This window comes from Chitinophaga sp. 01L420 (genome assembly GCF_056399985.1).
The window spans coordinates 123166-146132 of the sequence record NZ_JBFTSK010000001.1; the positions used below are offsets into that span (position 1 = coordinate 123166).

General features: G+C 45.1%; 20 protein-coding genes. 8 read left to right on the forward strand and 12 right to left on the reverse strand.

Annotated elements, in window-relative coordinates; all coding sequences use genetic code 11:
- Positions 1 to 3: 3 nt before the first annotated feature.
- The 5 genes from galE to AC1DP6_RS00545 all read left to right on the forward strand — a co-directional run bounded on the left by galE (position 4) and on the right by AC1DP6_RS00545 (position 4091).
- Complete coding sequence (galE, locus tag AC1DP6_RS00525) at positions 4 to 1032, forward strand: UDP-glucose 4-epimerase GalE (RefSeq protein ID WP_441573256.1); 1029 nt, start codon at positions 4 to 6, stop codon at positions 1030 to 1032.
- 52 nt (positions 1033 to 1084) lie between these two features.
- Positions 1085 to 2050, forward strand: a complete 966-nt coding sequence (locus AC1DP6_RS00530; protein WP_477023343.1) for a transketolase family protein — start codon at positions 1085 to 1087, stop codon at positions 2048 to 2050.
- 164 nt (positions 2051 to 2214) lie between these two features.
- Complete coding sequence (locus tag AC1DP6_RS00535; RefSeq protein ID WP_477053127.1) at positions 2215 to 2775, forward strand: RNA polymerase sigma factor; 561 nt, start codon at positions 2215 to 2217, stop codon at positions 2773 to 2775.
- A gap of 99 nt (positions 2776 to 2874) precedes the next feature.
- The gene (locus tag AC1DP6_RS00540; protein ID WP_477053128.1) at positions 2875 to 3600 is read left to right on the forward strand and encodes a hypothetical protein; all 726 of its coding nucleotides are present in this window, start codon (positions 2875 to 2877) and stop codon (positions 3598 to 3600) included.
- Between the two features lie 29 nt (positions 3601 to 3629).
- On the forward strand, positions 3630 to 4091 hold the full coding sequence (locus tag AC1DP6_RS00545) for a hypothetical protein (RefSeq protein ID WP_477053129.1): 462 nt from the start codon (positions 3630 to 3632) through the stop codon (positions 4089 to 4091).
- Between the two features lie 68 nt (positions 4092 to 4159).
- Here the strand turns inward: AC1DP6_RS00545 and AC1DP6_RS00550 are convergent, their stop codons facing one another.
- The 9 genes from AC1DP6_RS00550 to purD all read right to left on the reverse strand — a co-directional run bounded on the left by AC1DP6_RS00550 (position 4160) and on the right by purD (position 13836).
- Complete coding sequence (locus tag AC1DP6_RS00550) at positions 4160 to 4507, reverse strand: nuclear transport factor 2 family protein (protein WP_477053130.1); 348 nt, start codon at positions 4505 to 4507, stop codon at positions 4160 to 4162.
- Positions 4508 to 4547: 40 nt separating this feature from the next.
- Positions 4548 to 5405 carry a helix-turn-helix transcriptional regulator gene (locus tag AC1DP6_RS00555; protein ID WP_477053131.1) on the reverse strand — a complete coding sequence of 286 codons (858 nt, stop codon included), beginning with the start codon at positions 5403 to 5405 and terminating at the stop codon, positions 4548 to 4550.
- Positions 5406 to 5530: 125 nt separating this feature from the next.
- Entirely contained in the window at positions 5531 to 6277 is a 747-nt protein-coding gene (locus AC1DP6_RS00560; RefSeq protein WP_477053132.1) for an MBL fold metallo-hydrolase, read from the reverse strand.
- Between the two features lie 107 nt (positions 6278 to 6384).
- Entirely contained in the window at positions 6385 to 7671 is a 1287-nt protein-coding gene (rodA, locus tag AC1DP6_RS00565) for a rod shape-determining protein RodA (protein ID WP_477053133.1), read from the reverse strand.
- Positions 7672 to 7701: 30 nt separating this feature from the next.
- Positions 7702 to 9639, reverse strand: a complete 1938-nt coding sequence (gene mrdA / locus AC1DP6_RS00570) for a penicillin-binding protein 2 (RefSeq protein ID WP_477053134.1) — start codon at positions 9637 to 9639, stop codon at positions 7702 to 7704.
- A 52-nt stretch (positions 9640 to 9691) separates the two neighbouring features.
- Complete coding sequence (gene mreD / locus AC1DP6_RS00575) at positions 9692 to 10201, reverse strand: rod shape-determining protein MreD (protein WP_477023351.1); 510 nt, start codon at positions 10199 to 10201, stop codon at positions 9692 to 9694.
- The gene (gene mreC, locus AC1DP6_RS00580; RefSeq protein ID WP_477023352.1) at positions 10198 to 11085 is read right to left on the reverse strand and encodes a rod shape-determining protein MreC; all 888 of its coding nucleotides are present in this window, start codon (positions 11083 to 11085) and stop codon (positions 10198 to 10200) included. The genes mreD and mreC overlap by 4 nt, the downstream gene beginning before the upstream one ends.
- Before the next feature lie 90 nt (positions 11086 to 11175).
- Entirely contained in the window at positions 11176 to 12213 is a 1038-nt protein-coding gene (locus AC1DP6_RS00585) for a rod shape-determining protein (protein WP_441573244.1), read from the reverse strand.
- Positions 12214 to 12558: 345 nt separating this feature from the next.
- Entirely contained in the window at positions 12559 to 13836 is a 1278-nt protein-coding gene (gene purD, locus AC1DP6_RS00590; protein WP_477053135.1) for a phosphoribosylamine--glycine ligase, read from the reverse strand.
- 169 nt (positions 13837 to 14005) lie between these two features.
- Here purD and AC1DP6_RS00595 point away from each other — a divergent pair, with 169 nt between their 5' ends.
- From AC1DP6_RS00595 to AC1DP6_RS00605, 3 genes are all read left to right on the forward strand, one after another.
- Positions 14006 to 15724, forward strand: coding sequence for a peptide MFS transporter (locus AC1DP6_RS00595; protein ID WP_477053136.1), 1719 nt, complete (start codon positions 14006 to 14008; stop codon positions 15722 to 15724).
- Between the two features lie 184 nt (positions 15725 to 15908).
- Positions 15909 to 17957: an OPT family oligopeptide transporter gene (locus AC1DP6_RS00600; RefSeq protein ID WP_477053137.1), complete on the forward strand. Its 2049-nt coding sequence runs from the start codon at positions 15909 to 15911 to the stop codon at positions 17955 to 17957.
- 127 nt (positions 17958 to 18084) lie between these two features.
- Positions 18085 to 18600, forward strand: coding sequence for a hypothetical protein (locus AC1DP6_RS00605; protein WP_477053138.1), 516 nt, complete (start codon positions 18085 to 18087; stop codon positions 18598 to 18600).
- A 122-nt stretch (positions 18601 to 18722) separates the two neighbouring features.
- Here AC1DP6_RS00605 and AC1DP6_RS00610 read toward each other — a convergent pair whose 3' ends face one another.
- From AC1DP6_RS00610 to AC1DP6_RS00620, 3 genes are all read right to left on the reverse strand, one after another.
- Positions 18723 to 19928: a DUF1501 domain-containing protein gene (locus AC1DP6_RS00610; protein ID WP_477053139.1), complete on the reverse strand. Its 1206-nt coding sequence runs from the start codon at positions 19926 to 19928 to the stop codon at positions 18723 to 18725.
- A gap of 124 nt (positions 19929 to 20052) precedes the next feature.
- On the reverse strand, positions 20053 to 21501 hold the full coding sequence (locus tag AC1DP6_RS00615) for a DUF1800 domain-containing protein (RefSeq protein ID WP_477053140.1): 1449 nt from the start codon (positions 21499 to 21501) through the stop codon (positions 20053 to 20055).
- A gap of 255 nt (positions 21502 to 21756) precedes the next feature.
- Positions 21757 to 22965 (reverse strand): molybdopterin molybdotransferase MoeA, encoded by a 1209-nt coding sequence (locus AC1DP6_RS00620; protein WP_477053141.1) that lies wholly within the window; start codon positions 22963 to 22965, stop codon positions 21757 to 21759.
- Positions 22966 to 22967 lie beyond the last annotated feature (2 nt).

Here is a 22967-nt window from a genome sequence, read left to right on the forward strand (position 1 = left end):
ATCATGAAGGTTCTTGTTACGGGTGGGTGTGGCTATATCGGCGCACATACTATTGTAGATCTGATCAATAATGGATTTGATGTAGTGTCTGTAGACAGTAACATCAGGAGCAGCACCCAATTATTAGATGGTATTGAAAAAATTACCGGGAAAAAGGTACGCAATTACAAAGTAGATCTTTGTAACCTGGAAGATACCAACGCAGTATTTCATGAAAACAGAGATATTGTTGGTGTGATCCATTTTGCAGCACTGAAAGCAGTGGGAGAATCTGTTACAGAACCCCTGATGTATTTTCAGAATAACCTGACTTCTCTCATCAATGTACTCAAATGTGTAAAAGAGTATAACGTACCTAACCTGGTATTCTCTTCTTCCTGCTCTGTTTATGGTAATACCAAAGACTTACCGGTAGTGGAAACAACGCCACTCGGTGAAGCACAGTCACCATACGCCCGCACCAAGCAAATTGGTGAACAGATCATTGAAGACTATAGCCGGGTAAATGATACCCAGTCTATACTGCTCCGGTATTTCAACCCTGTAGGTGCCCATCCTTCCGCACTCATAGGCGAACTACCACTGGGCAAACCGGATAACCTGGTACCTGTAATCACCCAAACAGCCATCGGGAAAATCCCTAAAATGACCGTTTTTGGTACCGATTACGATACCCGCGATGGCTCCTGCGTACGCGACTATATTCATGTAATGGATATCGCCAATGCACACACGAAAGCACTGCAATACCTGATTGAACACCGCAATGAAAGCAACTGCGAAATTTTCAACCTGGGTACCGGCAACGGCGTAACCGTACTGGAAGCGATCAAAGCATTTGAAAAAATATCCGGTATTAAACTGAATTATACTACCGGCCCACGCAGAGAAGGCGATGTCATCTCTATTTATGCCAATAACAACAAAGCCAAAGAAAAGCTCCACTGGTCACCCGAAATAGGTATAGAAGACAGTATGCGCACCGCCTGGCAATGGGAAGTAAGCCTTCGCAATAAAGTGCTGAGTAACTAGGATCATCACTTTTTAATGTTTACTTTTATACTTCAATTTTAAAAAGACCATAATGGTAAAAGATATTCAACCACTAAATGAAAAAGAAACCCGTGGCGGGTTTGGTGAAGGTATATTGGAAGTAGGTCGTAAAAACCCTAATGTAGTTGCCCTGACAGCCGACTTGCTCGGTTCCATGAAACTGAACGCATTTATTAAAGAATTTCCTGATCGTTTTGTACAGGTAGGTATCGCTGAAGCCAATATGATAGGTATTGCAGCTGGTTTAACCATTGGCGGCAAAATCCCTTATACCACCACTTTTGCCAACTTTTCTACCGGTAGGGTATATGACCAGATCCGTCAGTCAGTAGCCTATTCCAATAAAAATGTAAAAATATGTGCTTCCCACGCAGGTCTTACCCTGGGTGAAGATGGCGCTACTCACCAGATCCTGGAAGATATCGGCATGATGAAAATGTTGCCTGGAATGACCGTAATCGTGCCTTGCGATTTCAATCAAACCAAAGCAGCTACTATCGCTATCGCTGATTATGAAGGTCCGGTATATCTTCGTTTCGGCCGTCCGAAATGGCCTAACTTCACTGCAGAAGACCAGAAATTCGAAGTAGGTAAAGCGCAGATCCTGCACGAAGGAACAGATATTACCCTGTTCGCCTGCGGCCACCTGGTGTGGATCGCTATCGAAGCAGGTAAAGTGCTGGAAGAAAAAGGATACAGCGTTGAAATCATCAACATCCACACGATTAAACCACTGGACGAAGCAGCTGTTATTGCATCCCTCACTAAAACCGGTTGTGCGGTAACTGCTGAAGAACATAACGTACTCGGTGGTCTTGGTGATAGCATTGCACAGGTAGCCTCCCGCCATATCCCCGTTCCTATTGAATATGTAGGTACCAACGACACTTTCGGCGAAAGTGGTAAACCACTGGACCTGCTGAAAAAATATGGCCTGGATGCAGATCATATCGTGGCAGCTGCTGAAAAAGCAATAGCGAGAAAAAAGAAAGCATAACGCGATTTTATATTTGATTAAAAGATTAGCGAAGATGGAAGCGGATACCCGCTACTGTCTTCGCTAATCTTTTTTCTATATTAAACTTTCCGTGAAAGTATTGGTCTCATGAGTGGGTTTATTTATATTCATCTAAATATAACCTGTCAAGAACCATTTAACCTATGGCCGTTTCACAGGACGATAAAACGTTATTAGCATTATACCGCATATCTGATACAAAGGAGAAAGGGTTTACCCTGATCATCCAGAAGTATCAGGAAAGGCTTTACTGGCACATTCGCAGAATGGTATTGGATCACGATGATGCCAATGACGTACTGCAGAATGTATTCATAAAAGTGTGGAAAAACCTGGAAAACTTCCGGGAGGATGCACAATTATACACCTGGCTATATAAAATAGCCACCAATGAAAGTCTGACTTTCCTGGAACAACAAAAACGTAAAACATCCATTTCCCTGTCAGAAGTCGAAAGCGGTTTGAGCAATAAACTCAGGGCAGATCCCCAGTTTGACCCGAATAAACTGGAATGGAAGCTACAGAGAGCGATACTCAGTTTACCCGATAAACAAAGGATTGTCTTTAACCTGCGCTATTATGACGAAATGCCTTACGAAGAAATGAGTAAAGTGCTGGAAACGTCCGAAGGCGCGCTGAAAGCCTCTTATCACCATGCCGTAAAAAAGATCGAAGAATACATACGGAAAGGAGCTGACATGTAATTTTACAAATATTTATTTTAAGCGATTTTTAAAGAAATTTACCAAAAGATTAAAATGGCATTAAACTATTAAATCCCTTCACTGTCTAAAAAACAGTATATGAACAAGCAGACCTACATAGCGAACGAATTAATGCAGATAGCACCAGATGTCAACTGGCCCGCTGAAGCACCTTTTACGGTGCCCGCAGGCTATTTTGAACAACTGCCTGCTGCTATCATGCTGCAAATTCAGCTGGAAACCCTGCGTTCCGGCATGCCTGCTGTTCAACAAAACCCAACCATTCCTGCCGGTTATTTTGATGGGCTGCCACAGACCATCATGCAACGCATCAAAGCCGAAGAGACCAGCACGGTGTCATCAGAACTGGCATCCCTTTCCCCCTTCCTGGCTGCGATACCAAGGCAGATCCCATTTACGGTGCCCGAAGGCTATTTTGAATCCCTGCAGGTCAATCACCCGCTGCCTGCCACCCCATTGCGGGTAGTACACCGGAACAAGGCAAGTACCTGGATAAAATGGACAGTAGCCGCCTGCTTAACCGCTTTAATGGGTAGCAGCGCCATCCTGTTTATGGTTTCCGATGATAATACCCATGGCAAAATAATAGAAAAACAACTGGAAGACCTTAACGACCAAGATATCGTTGAATACCTGCAAACCCACACCGATCCCTTTGATAATGATGCTATTTTTGCATCCTCCGTTTCTGTGGAATCAACCCCGGTGCAAAACCAGCTAAACGAAGCCGTTCCGCTGGAAGCCATCGAAAAATACCTGCAACAAACAGATTTATCAAAGGAAGTGTTACCTGAAAAGAAATGATGAAACGTTTTAGCTTTATATGGATTGCAATGTTAGTGCTACTATCCACCATGGGTGTCAGTAGCGCACAACAACCCCCATCCGACGATCCCGCTGAAAAAATAAGAGCGATTCAGATAGAATACCTATCCAAAAAACTCGATCTCACCACGGAAGAAGCACAAAAATTCTTACCCGTATATAATAACTATACCCGCGAAGTAGAACAACTGATTGCGGAACGCCATCAGAAAAGAGACCAGGAAAAATTATCCTCCGACAACGCCGATGACGCTGCCCGCAGAAATATGGACAAGGAACTCACCTACGAAAAAAGAATGCTGGACATCCGATCCCGCTACAATACAGAGTTTCAACGGGTATTGCCCGGCCGGAAAGCAGGCATGGTTTTCAAAACGGAAAGAGAGTTCCGGACCATCATGATCAATCACGTGAACAGACAACGAATGAACAGAATGGGGCAGGGCGGAGGCCCAAGGAGAAGATTTTAGAATTACGAATTTCAAATGACGGGCTTCAAATTCGTAATTCGTAATTCGTAATTTGAAATTCGTAATTCCTACTTGTAGTGCGCCCTCACTTCACATACCAGCCCCTTTTCATTTAACACCATCAGCTCCGCACTGAGCATATCATTCACACTCTTATAATAAAGCACCACCGAATTTACGCCTTCCAGGATATGATACAACTCAAAATGTAAGCTGGGATAAGCTGCCAATCCCTTACTGAAGTAAGCACGTAGATTTTCCTTCCCCCTGATACAGCCTGCTGGATCATTATTAATCTTTTTGATAAGAGGAGAATAAAAAAGGATGTCCGCATCATAGTGCGATAAAATTTCTTCCAGGTCGTGTGAATTCCATGCCTGAAGCCAGGCTTCGCCAAAGTTGGTCAGATTTTGCATGACTGTTTTTTCCTGCAATGTAGCGCTTTAGCCCATCGGACTATTTGCTGAAAAGATCATTTTCCATATTGCGCCATTGCAGTGGCGTTACCTTAAAGCTGCGCCGGAACTGACGGTAAAAGTGGGTGATGTCTTCAAAACCAGTACTATAAGCTATTTCAGGAATCGGCTGCTGCGTGGTACGTAATAGAAACCCCGCCATCTGCAACCGTTTTTCCCATATCCACCCCATAGGAGCGCAATGATATATTTCCCGGAAACGACGTTTCAATGTAGCGGTACTCATATGTCCCATGGCCGCCATTTCCTCCATCAACCGCACTTCCGGCAACGCTGTACATAACTTTTCCATTACCTCCGGCAACGGGTATTTCACCGCTTTGGCCAGCATAGCACTTATCGATTCATTTTTATTAATCAGGTATAAGGCCCGGGAAATAATTTCGTAATGGTCAGGAGCCGGATGCTCCGCTGAAAAATGAGGTAATAGCGATTGTGTAAAATGATGCCACTGCGGATCTGCAGGTAAGGTAGTGAGCGCTTTGGAATGAGTCTCCAGACGCCTTTTTTTATTTGTCAGCTCTGCGAGTATTACCTCGTCCGGTATCACCAGGTTAATGCTGCTGTACTGTTGCCGGGGAGGCAATATTTCAGAACAAAGCAATGTACCTGCCGGAATCAGCAAGGCATCACCGGCATGTAGCACATGCACCTGTTTGCCATCATACATTCTTTTCTCTCCTGCTACAATCAGGTTCAATACCGTATGCGGTATGTATAGCTCATGAGTGGCCTGTTCACGATAATGACTATACGAAGCCCAGCTTTGGCCTTGCTGCTGCCATGTTTTAATTTCATGCTGCCCGGTGAGCGCCAGACTATCAAACAAGGTATACATGGGAATAGCTTTTAGCGGTTAGCAGTTAGCAGTTAGCTTTTAGCTTTTAGACTATAGCGGAGGGATTTTAGCGGATAAATTTTAGCGAATGGTCTTTTGTCTGTTAAGCCCATCCGCTAAAGCTATCAGAACTTCGCAAAAGGTTCTTTGGTGTCATGATAAAAAAGGAAAGTCCAGCCTTCCTGCTTACCACGTTCCAGGAATTCCTGCCGGAGCTCCATACTGCGCTTGCCATCGTAATCATATTTGGCCGCAAAACGACTTTTCATCTGGGATATCTGCGGTGCCACATCTCCTCCAAAAAACACTTTATCTTCTCCGTCATCTATCAAAAATACCTGGTGATAAGGACAGTGGCCACCGGTAACTTCATAGTGTATATAATCATCTATAGTGCCATCGCCAGTAGTAAACACCACATTATCGCGTTGCTGTAATAATATAATATCTTCAGCGAGATACGATTTACCAGAGTGCTCCAATGCATACAACATCTCCTCATTATTCACATAATAGGTAGCACTGGGAAAAGTAAGGGTGCGCTCCTTCGTAATGGGATCTTCTGAAGATACACCACCGGAATGATCCTTATGTAAATGACTCATCAATACTTTGGTAATCTCCATGGGATTAATGCCATGATCTATCAGGTGCTGATGAATTTGTAATACCCCATCCGGATTACGAAATCCCAGACCAGTATCGAATAAAATATAATCGCGGTCGGTGATCACGAGGAACGGCTGTATTTCTACCAGCAATGAACCATGCGGGCGATCCTGCATGCTATCTGTTCCCAGCTTAAAGGGAAGGAATTTCTTGGTCCCGTCTACGGTAAATGACCCTTCTGATAATGGAATAATACGTGCCATTTTGCAAAGATACTAGCTTTTGGCTTTTAGCCTTAAGCAAAAATGCAGCGAAAATGTTGCCATCTCCACTGCATTTTTGCTTAAGGCTAAAAGCTAACTGCTAAAAGCTATCTCAATACCATCTGCCTGTCTGCGTCCAGGCGAAGTAATATAAATATCAACATGGTAAACGTCATGAGGGATGATCCACCATAACTTACTAACGGCAAAGGAATCCCGATTACCGGCGCCAGACCGATAGTCATAGCAATGTTAATGGCCAGATGAAAGAAGATGATACTCGCGACCCCATAGGCATAGACTCGCGTAAATGTCGATCGCTGTCGCTCCGCCACAAAAATGATCCGGAAAAGCAGCGCCACATAAATAGCCAGGAATATCACACTTCCGAAGAAGCCGAAGTCTTCTCCTATAGTACAAAAGATAAAGTCAGTACTCTGTTCAGGTACGAAGTCGTAGCGGGTTTGCGTACCTTTCAGGTACCCTTTGCCCCAGAATCCACCAGAGCCGATCGCAATCATACTCTGCCGGGTATTATAAGTCGCTTTGGGATCATTCTCTTTACCCAGCATTACTTCAATACGGCGTACCTGGTAGTCCTTCAGTACTTTGGTAAATGCAAAAGGAACAATAAACATCACAAACAGGCTACAGAAGGCGTACACGCTGAGGATCACTGCGAGCCTCGATCGCTTTCGCTTTATTTCACGCCGGCTGAAATAGATGACCAGCGCGGTGATGACCGTAAATATGGAGAAGAGTACCGTTCGGTCCACTAACAGGGCCGACAATACAAGTACGATACCCGAAAATGCAATCACCAGTAACACACCAGGTAACCCTTCCCGGTACATCACGAGGAAGAAGGAAAAGTATACCAGCGCCAATCCTGTTTCATCCTGTAAGATGATAATACCTGCAGGTATGAGGGCGAGCGCCGCCGCAATAAGCCGCGATCGTAGTTTGGTAAAATCGGTTTCCTGCGATGACAGGTATTTGGCCAGTGCAAGGTTAGTACATAGCTTGGTCAGCTCCGCCGGCTGAAACTGGAATCCACCGATCACCAGCCAGGAATGCGACCCTTTTACATCTTTACCTATTCCCAATACCAGTAACAACAGTAGTAGCCCCCCCGCATACGCCAGGTTAGCAGTGGCCGTAAAAAACTTACTGTCCGTAAGCCAGATAATAGCCGCCAGTACCAACGATATCCCCAGCCAGATCAACTGACGGGAATAGTTTTTACCAGGATGAATAATATCCTGCCATACATTGTCATCCCCCCGGTATTCCGCAGCAAAAATGGACATAATGCCGATGATCACCAATGCGAGGTACAGGCCAACTATTGGCCAGTCTATCCCTTGTGTCAGTTTGGCTTGCGAGCGGTTCATTATAAATTAATCGGTTTATTCGATGATTGGTTAAGGCTTCTTTTTCTTGATGATGGCATTACTATTCAATGAGTCCAGGTGCGATTTCGCCAGCATTGCCGGATCTATTGTTACGGTTTCCATTACGCTCTTCAACAACGGCTGACGTTTAGTAGAGATACTATCTTTCAGATATTTTTCCATCATCAAACTGGCAATAGGCGCCGCATACTTTGCACCAAAACCCGAATTTTCCACAACTACGGCAATGGCTATACGGGCATGCTCGGCAGGTGCAAAGGCCACAAACATGGCGTGGTTCTTCAACTTAACCCTGACACCATTCACGATACCATAGTTTTCTGCCGTACCGGTTTTACCACCAATGGTAATCCCTTCAATCTGTGCAATACGTCCGGTACCACTTTCCACCACATCTGTCATACCATGAATTACCGCGCTATAGGCAGAATCGGAGATATGCGCTCCTTCGTGTTTCTGCTTGTACTTATCCAGCAGATGGGTATTGTCGCTATCGATACTGCTTACAAAGTGAGGAATATAGTAGGAACCGCGGTTGGCTACAATACACATGGCGTTGGCCATTTGCAGGGGTGTTAACAACAATTCACCCTGTCCAATCCCGAGAAATACGGAGGTACAGGAATTCCAGCTGCCTTTGTAGCGCGCGTCATAGTACTTTTTATCCGGTACCAGTCCGCGCCCTTCACTGGGAATATCAACGCCTATTTTATGTCCAAAGCCAAAGTTATTCATGTAATCCGCCCACTTCTGCATACCACCTACTTTAATTCCTCCGAATTTGCCGGCATCCACGCTTAAGCGATATACATGCGAGAAATAGGAGTTACAGGAGTGCGATAGTGCCAGTCGCAGGTTGGCGGCGTGTCCCGCATCATGGTGCTCACACTTGATAGGTCGTGAACAGCCATAATAGGCCCCTCCGCAGGGATAACCAAAGCTGGGAGTAATAACCCCTTCATCCAGTCCTACCAGGGCTATCATCGGCTTAAAAGTAGAGCCGGGAGGATAGGTCGCCTGGATGGCACGGTTAAAGAGTGGTTTAGTGGTATCTGTATAAAGTTTGCTGAAGTTGGCGCTTCTGTATGGACCTGTAAGCAGGTTAGGGTCAAAGCTTGGACCACTCACCATAGCCAGAATACCACCTGTTTGCGGATCTATGGCCACGATACTACCCGATTTACCCTTCATTAATTTTTCACCCAATACTTGCAATTCTATATCCAGGGAGAGCCGGAGGTTTTTACCTGCTATCGCAGCACTGTCAAATTCCCCGTTTTCGTAAGCACCCTGTGGTCTGTTGAGATTATCTTTAATCAGGTATTGTATACCGCGTTGTCCCATTAGCACGGACTCATAGGTTTTCTCCAAACCTGTGAAGCCGAGGTAATCACCGGAGTTGTAAGAGCTATAGTTCGCAGTGTCTTTTAACATGGCCGGAGAGATTTCCGCAATATACCCGAGAATGTTGGCCGCAGTGGCATAAGGGTAGGAGCGGATTTGCCTCGGCACCAGTTCAAAGCCGGGAGAAAACAGGTACATGCTTTCCTGCAGCTGACCGAATACTTCCGGCGCAAGCAGGGGAGCAAAAACGGATTGTCTTACCCGCCCGTTTTTAATGATGGCGGTCAAAATACGTTTTCTGAATTCGTCTTTATCTATTTTTAAGATATTACAGAGATAGGCAGTATCAATACTCTTTACGCTGGCAGGAGTTACTACGAGGTCATACAACACGTCATTGCCGAGGATACTACGGTTTTGCCGGTCGTAAATAATACCACGACTGGGATATATAACCTTACGCAGCACGGCGTTGGCATCCGCCAGCTTGGCGTATTTCTTCTCGACTATTTGCAGAAAGAATAACCTGGTGATGATCAGAATTACCATCCCAAGTATAATCATCTGTATTACTCTCTTCCTGGGCTGATTAAATACTGACATGCTATTAAGGACGGATATATTTAAGTTACAAACCTACGTTAAAAAGCAGAAACTATTTCTTCGAGAAGAACAGCAATTCATACAGTACAATCAGGAAAAGACTGGCCAGTGTTGAAAAGACGATCTTCATTAAGAGGTATAGCACATTGCCTGTACCAAATACTTCCAGTGAAAAAAAGACAGCATGGTGCAGGAATACCAGGATCGCGGCATAGATGAGAAATTGCGATACGCCCATGCTGGTCATGGACGGCGTTTTCTGGGTAGTTTCAAAACCACCCTGTGGCGATAGGATATTGATAATAAACGGACGCAGATAAGCGATGAATACGCAGGCAGCAGCGTGCATACCAGGAGTATTCATAAACATATCCAACGAAAGCCCCATCAGCAAACCCATGAGCATCAGCGCAGGGCGTGGCAGGTTAAAGGGCAATGCCAGTATAAAAAGCATGTATAGATATGGGCTCACCAGCTGATGCAGCAATATTTCATTGAGCACAAACACCTGTATCAGCAACAGGAGCACAAAGCGGATTATATTTCTTAACAGTATACTCATTTAATCAACTTATACGTTGAATCTTCCAATCGTTGTTGTTCATCTCTCAGCAGGTTTTCTATCACATACACATATTGCAGGTTAAAGAAATTGGTGGCCAATTTCAACCGGATAGTAAAAGAGGTGCTGGCTTTATCTCCTACGGCAATGTTTTCCACATAACCAATAGGAATATTTTCAGGAAACAGGGCAGAGAAACCACTGGTTACTACCGTATCACCTTTGTGGATCTTTGCACTTTTGGGTACATCTTTCAACAGGGCATAGCCGGCATCTTCACCATCCCAGTGTACAGATCCCATTTCCTTCCCTTGTCCCAGACGGGCGCTGATGGATACGGAATTGGATTTGGACAACATGGACAATACCACAGAATAGTTATCACTCACACTTCTTACCACACCTACTACGCCACTACTGCTGATAACGCCCATGTTAGGACGGATACCCTGCAGGCTGCCGCGGTGAATGGTAATGTAGTTAACAGGTTTATTGATAGAGTTATTGATCACTTTTGCGGAGAAGTATTCATAGCGGCGAATCTGTGTGCCAATAACTTTATGGGCGGTATCATCGCTGTACTGACGAACCGTATCGATTTTCACCCCGTTGGTGGTAATCATACTGTCGTAGCTGGTTCGCAGGGCATTATGCAGTCGCATGTTTTCGTTCACCAGGCTATCGTTGGTCGACTTCAGGTGAAAGTAGTACTGCACATTATTATACTTGTCATATAACTTACCGCTGACATCGTTAGCGGAACTGAGGTAGGCTGTTCGCTGAAAATTATTATGCTGGAACACCAATACCAGACAAATCACTTCCAGCAGCAGAAATAAGAAGAAGTTAAAGTATCGCCTAAAGAAAATGATTAAATTTCGCACAAGCGCGCACTGGTTTTGAGATTTAGAGATTTACGGACTTTTCAACGTTGTTTGACCAACATCTCCAAATCCGTAAATATCAAAATAGTTTTATTGCATCAGGAACGGATACTTACCAACATGCTTTAACGCAATACCAGTACCTCTTACCACCGCGCGCAACGGATCGTCCGCTACATGCACCGGCAGTTTGATTTTTTGGGTAAGACGTTTATCCAGTCCGCGCAGTAAAGCACCGCCGCCGGTCAGGTATAAACCTCTGCGATAAATATCTGATGCCAGCTCAGGAGGCGTTGTTTCCAGCGCTTTCAGGATGGCTTCTTCGATCTTAAAGATAGATTTGTCAAGGGCTTCCGCAATCTCCTGGTAAGATACCATGATTTGCTTGGGGATACCTGTTACCAGATCTCGTCCATTAACAGGAATATCATCTGGTGGGTTGTCCAGTTCTTTCAGGGCAGATCCGATATGTATTTTGATCTGTTCTGCCGTTCTTTCACCGATCAGCAAGCTATGATAGCGGCGCAGGGCTTCCATGATATCAGCAGTGAACTCGTCACCGGCAATACGGATACTCTGGTCACAAACAATACCTGCCAGGGCGATCACAGAAATACCGGTGGTACCACCGCCTATGTCAATGATCATATTACCTACCGGTTCTTCCACATCGATACCAATACCCAGTGCAGCTGCCATCGGCTCATGCAACAGGTATACTTCCTTCGCGCCTGCCTGTTCAGCAGAGTCACGCACAGCTCTCTTTTCCACTTCCGTAATACTGGAAGGAATGCAGATCACCATCCGCCAGCTTGGAGCAAATAATGGTTTCTTCGGATAAACCATTTTTATGAGTTCCCTGAGCATTCCCTCAGCGGCATTAAAATCCGCTATCACGCCATCTTTCAGGGGACGTATAGTACGAAGATATTCGTGTGTTTTTTCGTGCATCATCATGGCCTTCTTTCCAACTGCCACAATTTTGCCACTAGCCCGTTCTATCGCTACAATGGAAGGCTCGTCCACTACCACCTGGTCATTATGAATTATCAGCGTGTTCGCTGTACCAAGATCAATCGCGATTTCCTGCGTTAAAAAATTAAAAAATCCCATTGTTGATACGGTCAAAAATTAGAATGCAAAAATGAATAATTCCAACGAATATACGATGCAAAAAATGGATATTCTTGCAATAATACAGCTAAATATTAAAAAAAGTTATTTGTTGTGCAAACGGCATAGTAACTGCTCTCTTTATGCTCCGACCAGATGAACGGGATATCCCCGTTTTAATTGTTCCTACTGCCTAAAATTACGCCTTTACAAGTCCCGCTTTTCAATTGTCCTGGACCAGCCCTCCTTACTGGATTGTTATAGCTTTTAGCCATTAGCTGCCAGCAGTTAGGGATTTAAGCGAATCCTTAACCGCTAAGGTCCCTAACTGCTAACGGCTAAAAGCTAACTGCTAATCCGCTATACAAATTCGAATCCGATATCACGGCGATAGCCCTTACCATCAAAGGTAATCAACTCTGCTGTTTGCACAGAATGAGCCAATGCCATCGACAGGTTAGCAGCCAGTGAAGTAACAGACAATACACGACCGCCGTTGGTCAGCACCTCGTCGCCTTCCTGCCGGGTGCCGGCATGAAAAACAATCTGGTCGGCCGTTGGAGCCGGAATACCACTTATCACCTTATTCTTTTCATATGCTTCAGGGTATCCTTTTGATACCAGCATTACCGTAGCTGCAGCACGCTCATCAGCGTAAATAGTCTGCTCATTCAGTTGGCCGGATGCTACCGCATTGAACAATTCCAGTAGATCATTTTTCAAACGGGGCATTACTACTTCCGTTTCCGGATCGCCCATACGACAGTTATACTCAATCACGAAAGGCTCCCCTCCTACATTAATCAGGCCAAAAAAGACAAAGCCATTGTACACAATTCCCTCCTTAGACAAGCCTGCTATGGTAGGTCTGATCACCTGATCCTCTACCTTTTTCATGAAGATAGTATCCGCAAATGGTACCGGAGATACCGCTCCCATACCACCCGTATTCAGCCCCTGATCACCTTCCCCTATACGTTTGTAATCTTTTGCTTCAGGTAATATTTTATAGGAATGCCCATCGGTAATGGCGAAGACAGACAGTTCTATACCAGACAGGAACGCTTCTATCACCACTGTTTTGCTGGCCTCACCGAATTTGGCAGACTTAATCATTTGCTGAAATTCTTCTGCCGCCTCCTCGTAAGAAGAAGTGATGATCACCCCTTTACCAGCAGCCAATCCATCTGCTTTTAATACGATTGGTAAGGAGTGCTGCTGAATGTAAGCGAGCCCCTCTTCATAGTTATCAACGTTAAACTCACGGTAACCAGCGGTAGGGATGTTATTCCGCTCCATGAAAAGCTTGGCGTATGCCTTACTTCCTTCCAGCTGTGCACCTTCCTGTGAAGGACCCATTACCGGGATATGCTGCAGGGCAGCATCCTTTTTGAAGAAATCATAGATCCCGTTCACCAGGGCCTCTTCAGAACCGGGCATCACCAGATCAATAGCATTGTCCAGGCAAAAGGACTTTATCTTTTCAAACTCACTCACTCCCATGTTTATGTTCTTACCACATTGGGCGGTACCGGCGTTACCCGGAGCAATAAACAGTTGACCGCAAAGCGGGCTTTGTGACATTTTAAGGGCCAGTGCGTGTTCCCGACCACCACTTCCAAGTAATAGTATGTTCATATGAATTGCCTAATAAATGCAGATGCGAAAGAAAGTGCAAAGAAAGATCAAAAAAGCGCAAAAAATGAGCATTTATACCATTTTTTTACGCAGATAACCGAATTTATTTAACTTGCCATATTTAAAGGTTCTCGAAATCTAAACAACTATTGCTAAAACTAACCAATTTATGATGCAAACTGCTGTTGCACAAGAGTCCCCTATTGCCTCGCAGAAGGGCCACCCTAAGGGCCTCTCGGTATTATTTGCCACGGAAATGTGGGAACGGTTTAACTTTTATGGTATGCGGGCGTTGTTAACGCTCTTCCTGGTAAATGCACTGGCTTTCTCTGAAGCAGATTCCTCTATCATCTATGGCGGATTCCTGGGATTATGTTACCTGACCCCTATGCTGGGTGGTTACATCTCCGACCGCTACCTCGGTAACAGAAACTGTATTATATTAGGTGGTTTCGTAATGGGTTTTGGACAACTGCTCATGGTATTAAGTGGTATCCTCTACGCCAATAACGTTGAAACAGCCAAAATGATCGTATGGCTGGCTCTTTTTGTAATCATTATCGGTAATGGCTTCTTCAAACCCAACATTTCTTCTATGGTGGGTCAGCTGTATCCAAAAAATGACAGCCGCCTCGATTCTGCCTTTACCATCTTTTACATGGGAATCAATATGGGCGCCTTCCTGGGTATGTCCATTTGCCCAATCCTCGGCGATGTGAAAATAGAAGCCACTGGTGTAAGAATAGTAAGCGCCTTCAAATGGGGATTCCTCGCTGCCAGTATCGCCATGTTCCTTGGCACCATCCTCTTTTACTTCCTGAAAGATAAATATGTAGTAACGCCTGCCGGTAAAGCTATCGGCGGCAAACCCGACTTCTCCAAATCTACCGGTACTACCGCTACCGGTGAAGCCGACAAAGCCAACTTCACTACTCCCGCCATCTTCGGCGTACTTGTGTTAATGGTGGTACTCTTCTTCGGTATTCACTACCTGTCCATCGACCCCAATCCCATCAAGTCATGGATATATCCATTTATATATGCCGCTGGTATCAGCCTTGCTGTATTAATCCTTACCGATAAATCTATTACCAAAGTAGAAAGACAAAGAATAACTGTAATCTACTTTGTCGCATTCTTTGTAATCTTCTTCTGGGCTTGTTTTGAGCAGGCAGGATCCTCCCTCACATTCATTGCCGACTATCAAACAGACCGCCGCATCTTTGGATGGGACATGCCGCCAAGCCTTGTACAAAATGCCAACTCTATCTTCATCATCGTATTTGCATTGCCTTTCAGCTGGTTATGGCTCAAATTACAACAACGCAAACTGGAACCGATTTCTCCGATAAAACAATCACTGGGACTGGCATTGCTGTCATTGGGCTTTTTCATCATTGCCATTCAAATGAAAAGTCTGGGTGCCGGTGAAAAACTGGGTGTAAGCTGGTTGATCCTGATGTACCTGTTCCATACCCTCGGTGAATTGTGCTTATCCCCGATAGGCTTATCACTGGTGGCTAAACTGGCTCCTCACCGTTTCTCTTCTTTGCTGATGGGTGTATGGTTCCTGGCCAATGCCGCCGGTTACGCACTGGCTGGTACCCTCGGCGCATTGCTCCCGCCTACCATGGACAAATACGAGCTGGCTACCAAAAACGGTATCGACCTGAAAGGCATACTGGATGGTACTATTAGCGCCACAGCACAACAAATTGATAAATTACACGAACTCAAACTGGCTGCACATTACCCTACTTTCGCAGGTTTCACTATTCACAACCTCTATGAATTTTTCATGGTGTTTGTGATCCTGCCAGGTGCTGCTGCCGTTCTATTGTTCCTGTCTAACAGCTTCCTGAAAAAATGGATGCACGGCGTTAGATAAGCACAATACCATATAACTGAAAGAGGGAAGCGGATTTAAATCCACTTCCCTCTTTTTTATGCGAACCGTTTATATTAATACTGTGGTATAACTATATGACTATTTAGTATCATTGCACGACTAATGCGGTATTTTCACTATATTAAATAGTACAACATTCTACCTGTAAATTATAAATACATTTATGTCTGACAACAATTTCAAGCCTTTTGTTCCACCTGGCGTACAAATGAAGGAATTTACACTCAAGTCCATTCTATTGGGTTGTATCTTCGGTATTATCTTCGGCGCAGCTACCGTATACCTCGCGCTGAAAGCGGGTCTCACCGTTTCCGCTTCTATTCCTATCGCCGTTATTGCTATTACTTTAGGGAGAAAATTTTTCAACACCACTATTCTTGAAAACAATATTATCCAGACCACCGGCTCTGCAGGGGAATCCATTGCTGCCGGCGTAGTATTTACCCTACCGGGCTTCTTATTCCTGAGTGACGGTGGTGGCACCCAGTTCTTCAACTACTTTACCATCCTTATCCTGGCCATCTTTGGAGGTATCCTGGGTACGCTGATGATGATTCCACTACGAAAATCACTGATTGTAAAAGAGCATAAAACCTTACCCTATCCCGAAGGTACCGCCTGTGGCGATGTACTCATAGCAGGAGAGAAGGGCGGCGACTTTGCCAAAACAGCTTTCTATGGACTCGGTTTTGCCTTTGCTTATGCCATCTTTCAAAAGATCCTGCATGTGATTGCGGAAACGCCGGAATACATGACCAAGCAGGCCAGTAAGTTTTTCCCTTCTGCCAAAATCAGCGCTGACATTACACCTGAGTATATGGGAGTAGGGTATATTATCGGACCTCGTATTGCCGGAGTACTGGTAGCTGGTGGTGTGCTGTCGTGGCTGGCGCTCATTCCGCTGCTGGCTTCCCTGCTGCCCGCAGATACCATTGCTACCCAGCTGGTGAAAATAGGCTACCTGGCCAACCTGCAAACACCAGGCGGACAAGGTAACTGGAATCCGCTCACCCATACCTTTACAGACTATTCTGCAGCAGTATATTATGCGTATGTAAGACAAATTGGTGCGGGTGCAGTAGCAGCCGGTGGTTTCATCACCTTGCTGAAAACAATACCTACCATTATATCTTCTTTCAAAGGAAGTTTAGGTGCTATAAAAGATGGCTCTGAAAACGCCGGTACAAAAGGAAGTGTACCCAGAACAGAAAAAGACCTTAGCCTGAAAGTGGTACTGTTTGGTAGTCTTGCCCTCATTCTGCTGATGGCTTTTCTGCCACAGCTACCAGGCGATTCTATCGGCAAAAAATTACTGGTAGGTTTACTGGTAGTGGTATTTGGCGCCTTCTTCGTAACGGTATCCAGTCGTATTGTAGGCCTGATCGGCTCTTCCAACAATCCTATTTCAGGTATGACCATCGCCACACTGATGGGGACCTGCCTGGTATTTATTGCAGTAGGCTGGACGGGTAAAGTATATGAGCCTATGGCCCTGGTAGTGGGAGGTATGATTTGTATCGCAGCCGCCAATGCCGGTGGTACTTCACAGGATTTGAAATCCGGATACATTGTAGGCGCAACGCCTATGTATCAGCAGATAGCATTGTTTATCGGCGCTATCGTATCTTCTATCGTTATTGGTTTAACAGTAAAGTTTTTAGATAAGCCTACGGCAGACATGATAAAGCATGGTGTAATAGATCATGCGATTGGCAGCTCGTACTATCCTGCACCACAAGGTACGCTCATGGCTACACTGGCCAAAGGAATCCTGTCATTTAACCTCGACTGGCAATTTGTGCTGGTAGGCGTATTCCTGTCTATTACCATGGAACTGTGTGGCGTAAACTCTCTTTCTTTTGCGGTAGGTGCTTATCTGCCGTTGTCTACTACACTTCCGATCTTCACCGGTGGCGCTATCCGTGGCCTGGTAGACTACAAACGAAAGAAAGACAACAAAAAGGTTTCTCCGGAAGAAGAAGAACTGGGTAAAGGTAATCTCTTTGCTACAGGACTGGTAGCCGGTGGGGCAGTGGCGGGCGTTATCATCGCCATCCTGGCTGGTTTCGACAAGTCTGCGGAGGTACTCGCCAAATTAAATAACCAGGAAGTACTCACCAATATCCTGGGTCCGGGAGGTTATTATATAATAGGTTGCGCCTTTTTTGCGTTTATGGGCTGGTACCTGTACCGCACCGCACGCAAAGCATAATTAGCCAACTTTTCAAGATAAAGGCGATGCCGGTAACTGGGTGTAACAATCCATTACCGGCATCCGTTTTTGTATTTAAATGTTTAATTTAGTCGCGGAATAATTAAAACTGTTTATAATATAACCTATGCGTATATTAGTTACCGCACTGCTCAGCGCCATTACATTGCTGAGCATTTCCTGCGGAAAGGATAAAGATAAAGACGATAGCCTCAAGCGCAGATTTATATCGATGAAACTAGATAACAAAATCTATCTTTCAGAAGGTCCCAAAGGCACTATTTACGTCCCTAACCTTACAGATGAGAATCCCGATAATGACTATCCCAAGATGGAAATCACTGGCCAAACCTATGGAGGAGACCAGGTATCCTTTACATTAGCAACAGCCGCCCTCCCTTTTAGATCAGGTGTGTATGCGGCCACTAAAAAGGGAAACAGCATGCTGATGATGCTGGCCAGTACTTATACCACCCTCACTTCGGAAGGAAGTACCGATTTTTATATCACTATTACACGTATAGATAACGTTACTGTAGAAGGTACCTTTACCGGTACGCTGAAAGAAACCACCGGCGCCGGCGGACCAAGAGCTGTAAGAGATGGCAATTTCAGGGCTATTATTACGCAGGTAAGCCAGTAGAGCTTTTAGCCATTAGCTGTTAGCTGTTAGCAAAATGCAGCGGAGATCATCCGCTGCATTTGTTATAAATATCCATCTCCGCTGCATTTTGCTAACAGCTAAAAGCTAACGGCTAAAAGCTTCTAAATAAATTCCATATGCGGGTATTGCATCCGGAGAACTTCCCGGTCATCCGCCCCCAGCCACTTGCTTAACAGTGTGGCATACACACTCTTAAAGTCTACCTTATATTGCAGATCACCATCTTTTAAATTCATCAGATCGGGGCCTTCATTAATAAAACCTGGCTGCTTTAAGCCACCACCTACCAAAAACATATTGTTCGCGGTGCCATGATCGGTGCCACCACTGGCATTTTGACTCACCCTACGGCCAAATTCCGAAAACGTCATCACTACTACATCCTGGAAACGGTTGTTCTTTTTAAGGTCGCCGGTAAATACCGTCAGGGCGTCGCTTAACTGGCCAAATAACCGCGCCTGCTGATCCTGCTGATTTACGTGCGTATCAAAACTACCATGCGATACATAGTAAACTTTTGTATTGATATCAGACATCACCAGGTTGGCAATCGTTCTCAGATTTTTACCCAGTTCTGTATTAGGATAAGCTTCGGTCGACTTATACGTTTTGAATTGCTGTTGAATATAAGCAGCGGAAGAAATAGTTTCTCCCATGGTTTTATACAGGTAATCCACGTTGCTGTGATGATCATCGCCGGCAGGATGCTGTTGCAACAGCTCTTTAAAATACTGGTCGTTGCTGGTGCCGAAGAGCCGCGTTGGATCTGTCACTGCAAGCCCTTTATCACTATCTCCTTTCAAAGCAAGACTCAGGGTATCATCTATTTCAAGTGCCTGTGTTGGCTTATCACAGCCTTTGCATTGTGCATCCAGGTAGCGCCCTATCCAACCATCAGACCAGTATTCATCTGACTGACTGGCGGAATGCCAGATATCCATGGAACGGAAATGCGAACGATCAGGATTAGGGTATCCTACATTATTCAGTATGCTCAGTGATCCATCATCATACAATGCTTTCAATCCTTTTAATGCAGGATGTATACCCAGGTCATCATTCAATGCTAATGCCGCTTCTCTCTTGATACCCAGTGATGGCCTGGAGCTGTAATAAATATCATTGCGATAGGGTATGATCGTATTAAGTCCATCATTGCCACCGGACAATTGTATGATCACCAATATCTTGTTGCCAGGAGGAACCAGTGCTCCTCTCTCCAACGCTTTCAGGAATTTAGGCATCATCACTGCAGCCGAAGCCAGCGAGCCTACCTGTAAAAAACGACGCCTGTTAAGAATCAGCATATAATATTTTTAGCTGTTAGTCATTAGCAGTCAGCTTCCGGCGACCTGCGTTTTATCGTTACCTTACTTTTGGCTTTTTAATCTGTTAGCAACCAGCTAAAAGCTAACTGCTAATGGCTAAAAGCTAACACAATTGGTACTCCGGCGTACTCATCACATCAATGGTCACCGTTTTAATATAGTTTTCCCGGCTACTGCTGTCTGCATATTTCTCCAGCATAGACCGGTTAATCTGATTGGTTTGTTGCAGCAATATGCCGGCAATTTCGTTGGCCAGATTTTCCCGGGGCACCTCGCTGAATCCCTGTATATAAGGACTCCAATCGATCGTTGCATTTACCTTTTTGGCAAATTGCCGTTTGAGAAAATCATTGATCTGCAAAGTCATTTTATAATTACTGCCTTCTCCCATTTCCGGTGTTAATTCTTTCGGCATCACATTAAATGCCTGAGAATATAAAATCACCTGTGGCACACGCAGGCGGAACATCAGGCTGGAACTATCTATCCAGTTACGTCCACCAGGCCAGCCAGCCACATTGGGCGGATAAAAAAGGAGTTGTCCCAGTACCCGCTGGAACAATAACATGGTTTCCTCTTTTTCAAAAGTCATGGGAATTGCCCGGCGAATACCCACCAGTAACTCCACGGGCGATTTAATACGATTACCAACGATGCTGCTGTCGTAGAACCAGTCGGCCATAAAGATTTCCCGCATCAACGATTTTATGTTGTACCCGGAGTGATAAAACTTTTCAGATAACGTTGCAATACGCGCTTCATCCGGTGTTTCGCTGACAAAATATTTATAGATTTTTGTAGTAATAAATTTCGCCGTCTGCTTTTGCTCCAACAGTATTTTAAGTACATCATCTCCATTAAAATTCCCTTCTTTCCCCAGCAACGATTTAATACCATCATCATGTTGTTTATCGCGGAATGCAAACGTGCCACCTTCATCAAAACCCCATCCGGTAAATGATCTCGCAGCCTCTTTCACATCCTGTTCGGAATAGTTACCCCTTCCCAGCGTAAACAGCTCCATCACTTCGCGTGCAAAGTTTTCGTTGGGATGTTGTTTACGGTTTTGCTGATTATTCAGGAACTGCAACATCGCGGGGCTTTTGGACACTGCACTCAGCAGATCACCGAAATCTCCCAGCGCATTGTCGCGTATGACCGCCAGCAATTGCTGGTTAAATAATATATTTTGTGTACGACAGGCAAAATGGCCATGCCAGAAAAGACTCATTTTTTCGCGCAGCGGATGCTCACTTTTTATCATCGCAGTTACCCAGGCTACATTCAGATCTTTAATGCCCTGTGTATTCATCTGCTGCACATTTTTTCTTTCTTCGGGTGTCATGGTTTTAAGCTTCCGGTAATCCGGAAGATCACTAACAGCCAATACATCCACCGATACCGGTGGTTTCTTTACAGGGCCAATGAGCACTTTATTCACAATTTCTTTTCGCCTTCTACTTTCCCAGTCTGAGATAACAGGGAGGGTTTCTCCAAAGCCAGCGCGCCAGGCAAGATGTTGTAATTGGGTTTTGTGGACAACTTCGGCCATAAGCAAATGATTTATGATAAGACTGCCAAATGTCTGGCGGGTTTAAAGGATCAGCTATTGTTTATTTCGCTGTTCTGGCAAGCAGAACGTTTCCCTCTCTGCGTATATACGGAATCGTTGTGAGCTATATGGTTTAGTTTCAAAGCATTCCAGCGCCGGCGGGTTAATATTGTCGTTATGGGTTACGGCTAAGCAACATCTCATCAGCGTGTATACTTTATCGTTGTATGAAACGTCCGATCCTTTGATTATTGCTTAACGAAAGCGCCATACCTGGTAGGCGCTTCCTTTTTCAAAAACATTTTCTTCCAGTGGCAGCGTAAGAAAAGCATCTGCTTTCAACAAACTGGCCAGATCGCCGGAACCCTGATATGGCTGCGGAATAGCGATCATCCTGCCATCGGGTTGTGATTCCAGTTTTACCGGCAAATAATATTCCAGTTCCGCGTCAAAAATAACTTTCTCAGATAACTGCGCGTAGCAAGGTTGCTGTAAAGTAGCGCCCATAGCAGATTGTATCCATGGTTGTACATATCTGTAAAAACACATAAATCCTGAAACCGGATTACCCGGCAGGGCAAACACGACAGGCCCCTCGTTGAAACGCCCAAACAGAAAAGGCTTTCCGGGTCTTTGCTGTACTTTATGAAAAACCTGTTGCATACCCAGTTGCTGTAAAACAGCGGGGAGATAATCAAATTTACCCGCACTCACTGCGCCGGAACTAATCCAGATATCTGTTTCTTCCAGTAATGATTGCAGCTGTTCCCGCATTTCTTCGGCTTCATCATTCAGATGTATGTAACGGGCTTTAATACCCATCTGTTCCAATGACGCCAGCATGCTGTATACATTAGACATACGGACCTGGTGAAGCGCCGGGGTAGTGTGTACGGGTACCAGTTCATTACCGGTAGCAATGAGTACCACCCTGGGCTGTTTGCTGACCAGCACATTAGTTTTACCTACCGTAGCCAGTACACCCGCTTCTGCAGGCCCAATTAACATACCCGGAGGGATGAGTACCGCGCCGGTGGCGATGTCAGAGCCTATTCTATGAATATTTTGTCCTTGTTTTACGGCTTTATGTACGGTGAAGCGGCGAAAACCTTCGTGTTCAGAGGGGGTCAGGTGCTCGTAGGGAATGACGGTATCCGTCATTTCCGGGAGAATAGCCCCTGTCATCACTTCTATACAGTTAGCCGTATTGGAAAGCTGTAACTGCGGTGTACCCGCAGCCTGTATATCTTCCACGCCAAAAATATGTTGCCCCCGGGCAAAGCTGTCGTAGTTAACAGCAATACCATCCATGGTGATGCGGTCAAATGGCGGGAAAGGCCTGTCGGCCAATACAGACTCCCGCAAAATACGGCCGGTGGCGGATTCAAAAGGCACCGTTTCGGTACCCAGGTCTCGCACAGTTTGTATGACAGCCTTAAATGCAGCAGCAACAGTCAACATCATTT

Excerpts from the sequence above, each read along its gene's own strand:
- galE (WP_441573256.1), top strand. The coding sequence starts at position 4 with ATGAAGGTTCTTGTTACGGGTGGGTGTGGCTATATCGGCGCACATACT.
- AC1DP6_RS00530 (WP_477023343.1), top strand. The coding sequence starts at position 1,085 with ATGGTAAAAGATATTCAACCACTAAATGAAAAAGAAACCCGTGGCGGG.
- AC1DP6_RS00535 (WP_477053127.1), top strand. The coding sequence starts at position 2,215 with ATGGCCGTTTCACAGGACGATAAAACGTTATTAGCATTATACCGCATA.
- AC1DP6_RS00540 (WP_477053128.1), top strand. The coding sequence starts at position 2,875 with ATGAACAAGCAGACCTACATAGCGAACGAATTAATGCAGATAGCACCA.
- AC1DP6_RS00545 (WP_477053129.1), top strand. The coding sequence starts at position 3,630 with ATGTTAGTGCTACTATCCACCATGGGTGTCAGTAGCGCACAACAACCC.
- AC1DP6_RS00550 (WP_477053130.1), bottom strand. The coding sequence starts at position 4,507 with ATGCAAAATCTGACCAACTTTGGCGAAGCCTGGCTTCAGGCATGGAAT.
- AC1DP6_RS00555 (WP_477053131.1), bottom strand. The coding sequence starts at position 5,405 with ATGTATACCTTGTTTGATAGTCTGGCGCTCACCGGGCAGCATGAAATT.
- AC1DP6_RS00560 (WP_477053132.1), bottom strand. The coding sequence starts at position 6,277 with ATGGCACGTATTATTCCATTATCAGAAGGGTCATTTACCGTAGACGGG.
- rodA (WP_477053133.1), bottom strand. The coding sequence starts at position 7,671 with ATGAACCGCTCGCAAGCCAAACTGACACAAGGGATAGACTGGCCAATA.
- mrdA (WP_477053134.1), bottom strand. The coding sequence starts at position 9,639 with ATGTCAGTATTTAATCAGCCCAGGAAGAGAGTAATACAGATGATTATA.
- mreD (WP_477023351.1), bottom strand. The coding sequence starts at position 10,201 with ATGAGTATACTGTTAAGAAATATAATCCGCTTTGTGCTCCTGTTGCTG.
- purD (WP_477053135.1), bottom strand. The coding sequence starts at position 13,836 with ATGAACATACTATTACTTGGAAGTGGTGGTCGGGAACACGCACTGGCC.
- AC1DP6_RS00595 (WP_477053136.1), top strand. The coding sequence starts at position 14,006 with ATGATGCAAACTGCTGTTGCACAAGAGTCCCCTATTGCCTCGCAGAAG.
- AC1DP6_RS00600 (WP_477053137.1), top strand. The coding sequence starts at position 15,909 with ATGTCTGACAACAATTTCAAGCCTTTTGTTCCACCTGGCGTACAAATG.
- AC1DP6_RS00605 (WP_477053138.1), top strand. The coding sequence starts at position 18,085 with ATGCGTATATTAGTTACCGCACTGCTCAGCGCCATTACATTGCTGAGC.
- AC1DP6_RS00610 (WP_477053139.1), bottom strand. The coding sequence starts at position 19,928 with ATGCTGATTCTTAACAGGCGTCGTTTTTTACAGGTAGGCTCGCTGGCT.
- AC1DP6_RS00615 (WP_477053140.1), bottom strand. The coding sequence starts at position 21,501 with ATGGCCGAAGTTGTCCACAAAACCCAATTACAACATCTTGCCTGGCGC.
- AC1DP6_RS00620 (WP_477053141.1), bottom strand. The coding sequence starts at position 22,965 with ATGATGTTGACTGTTGCTGCTGCATTTAAGGCTGTCATACAAACTGTG.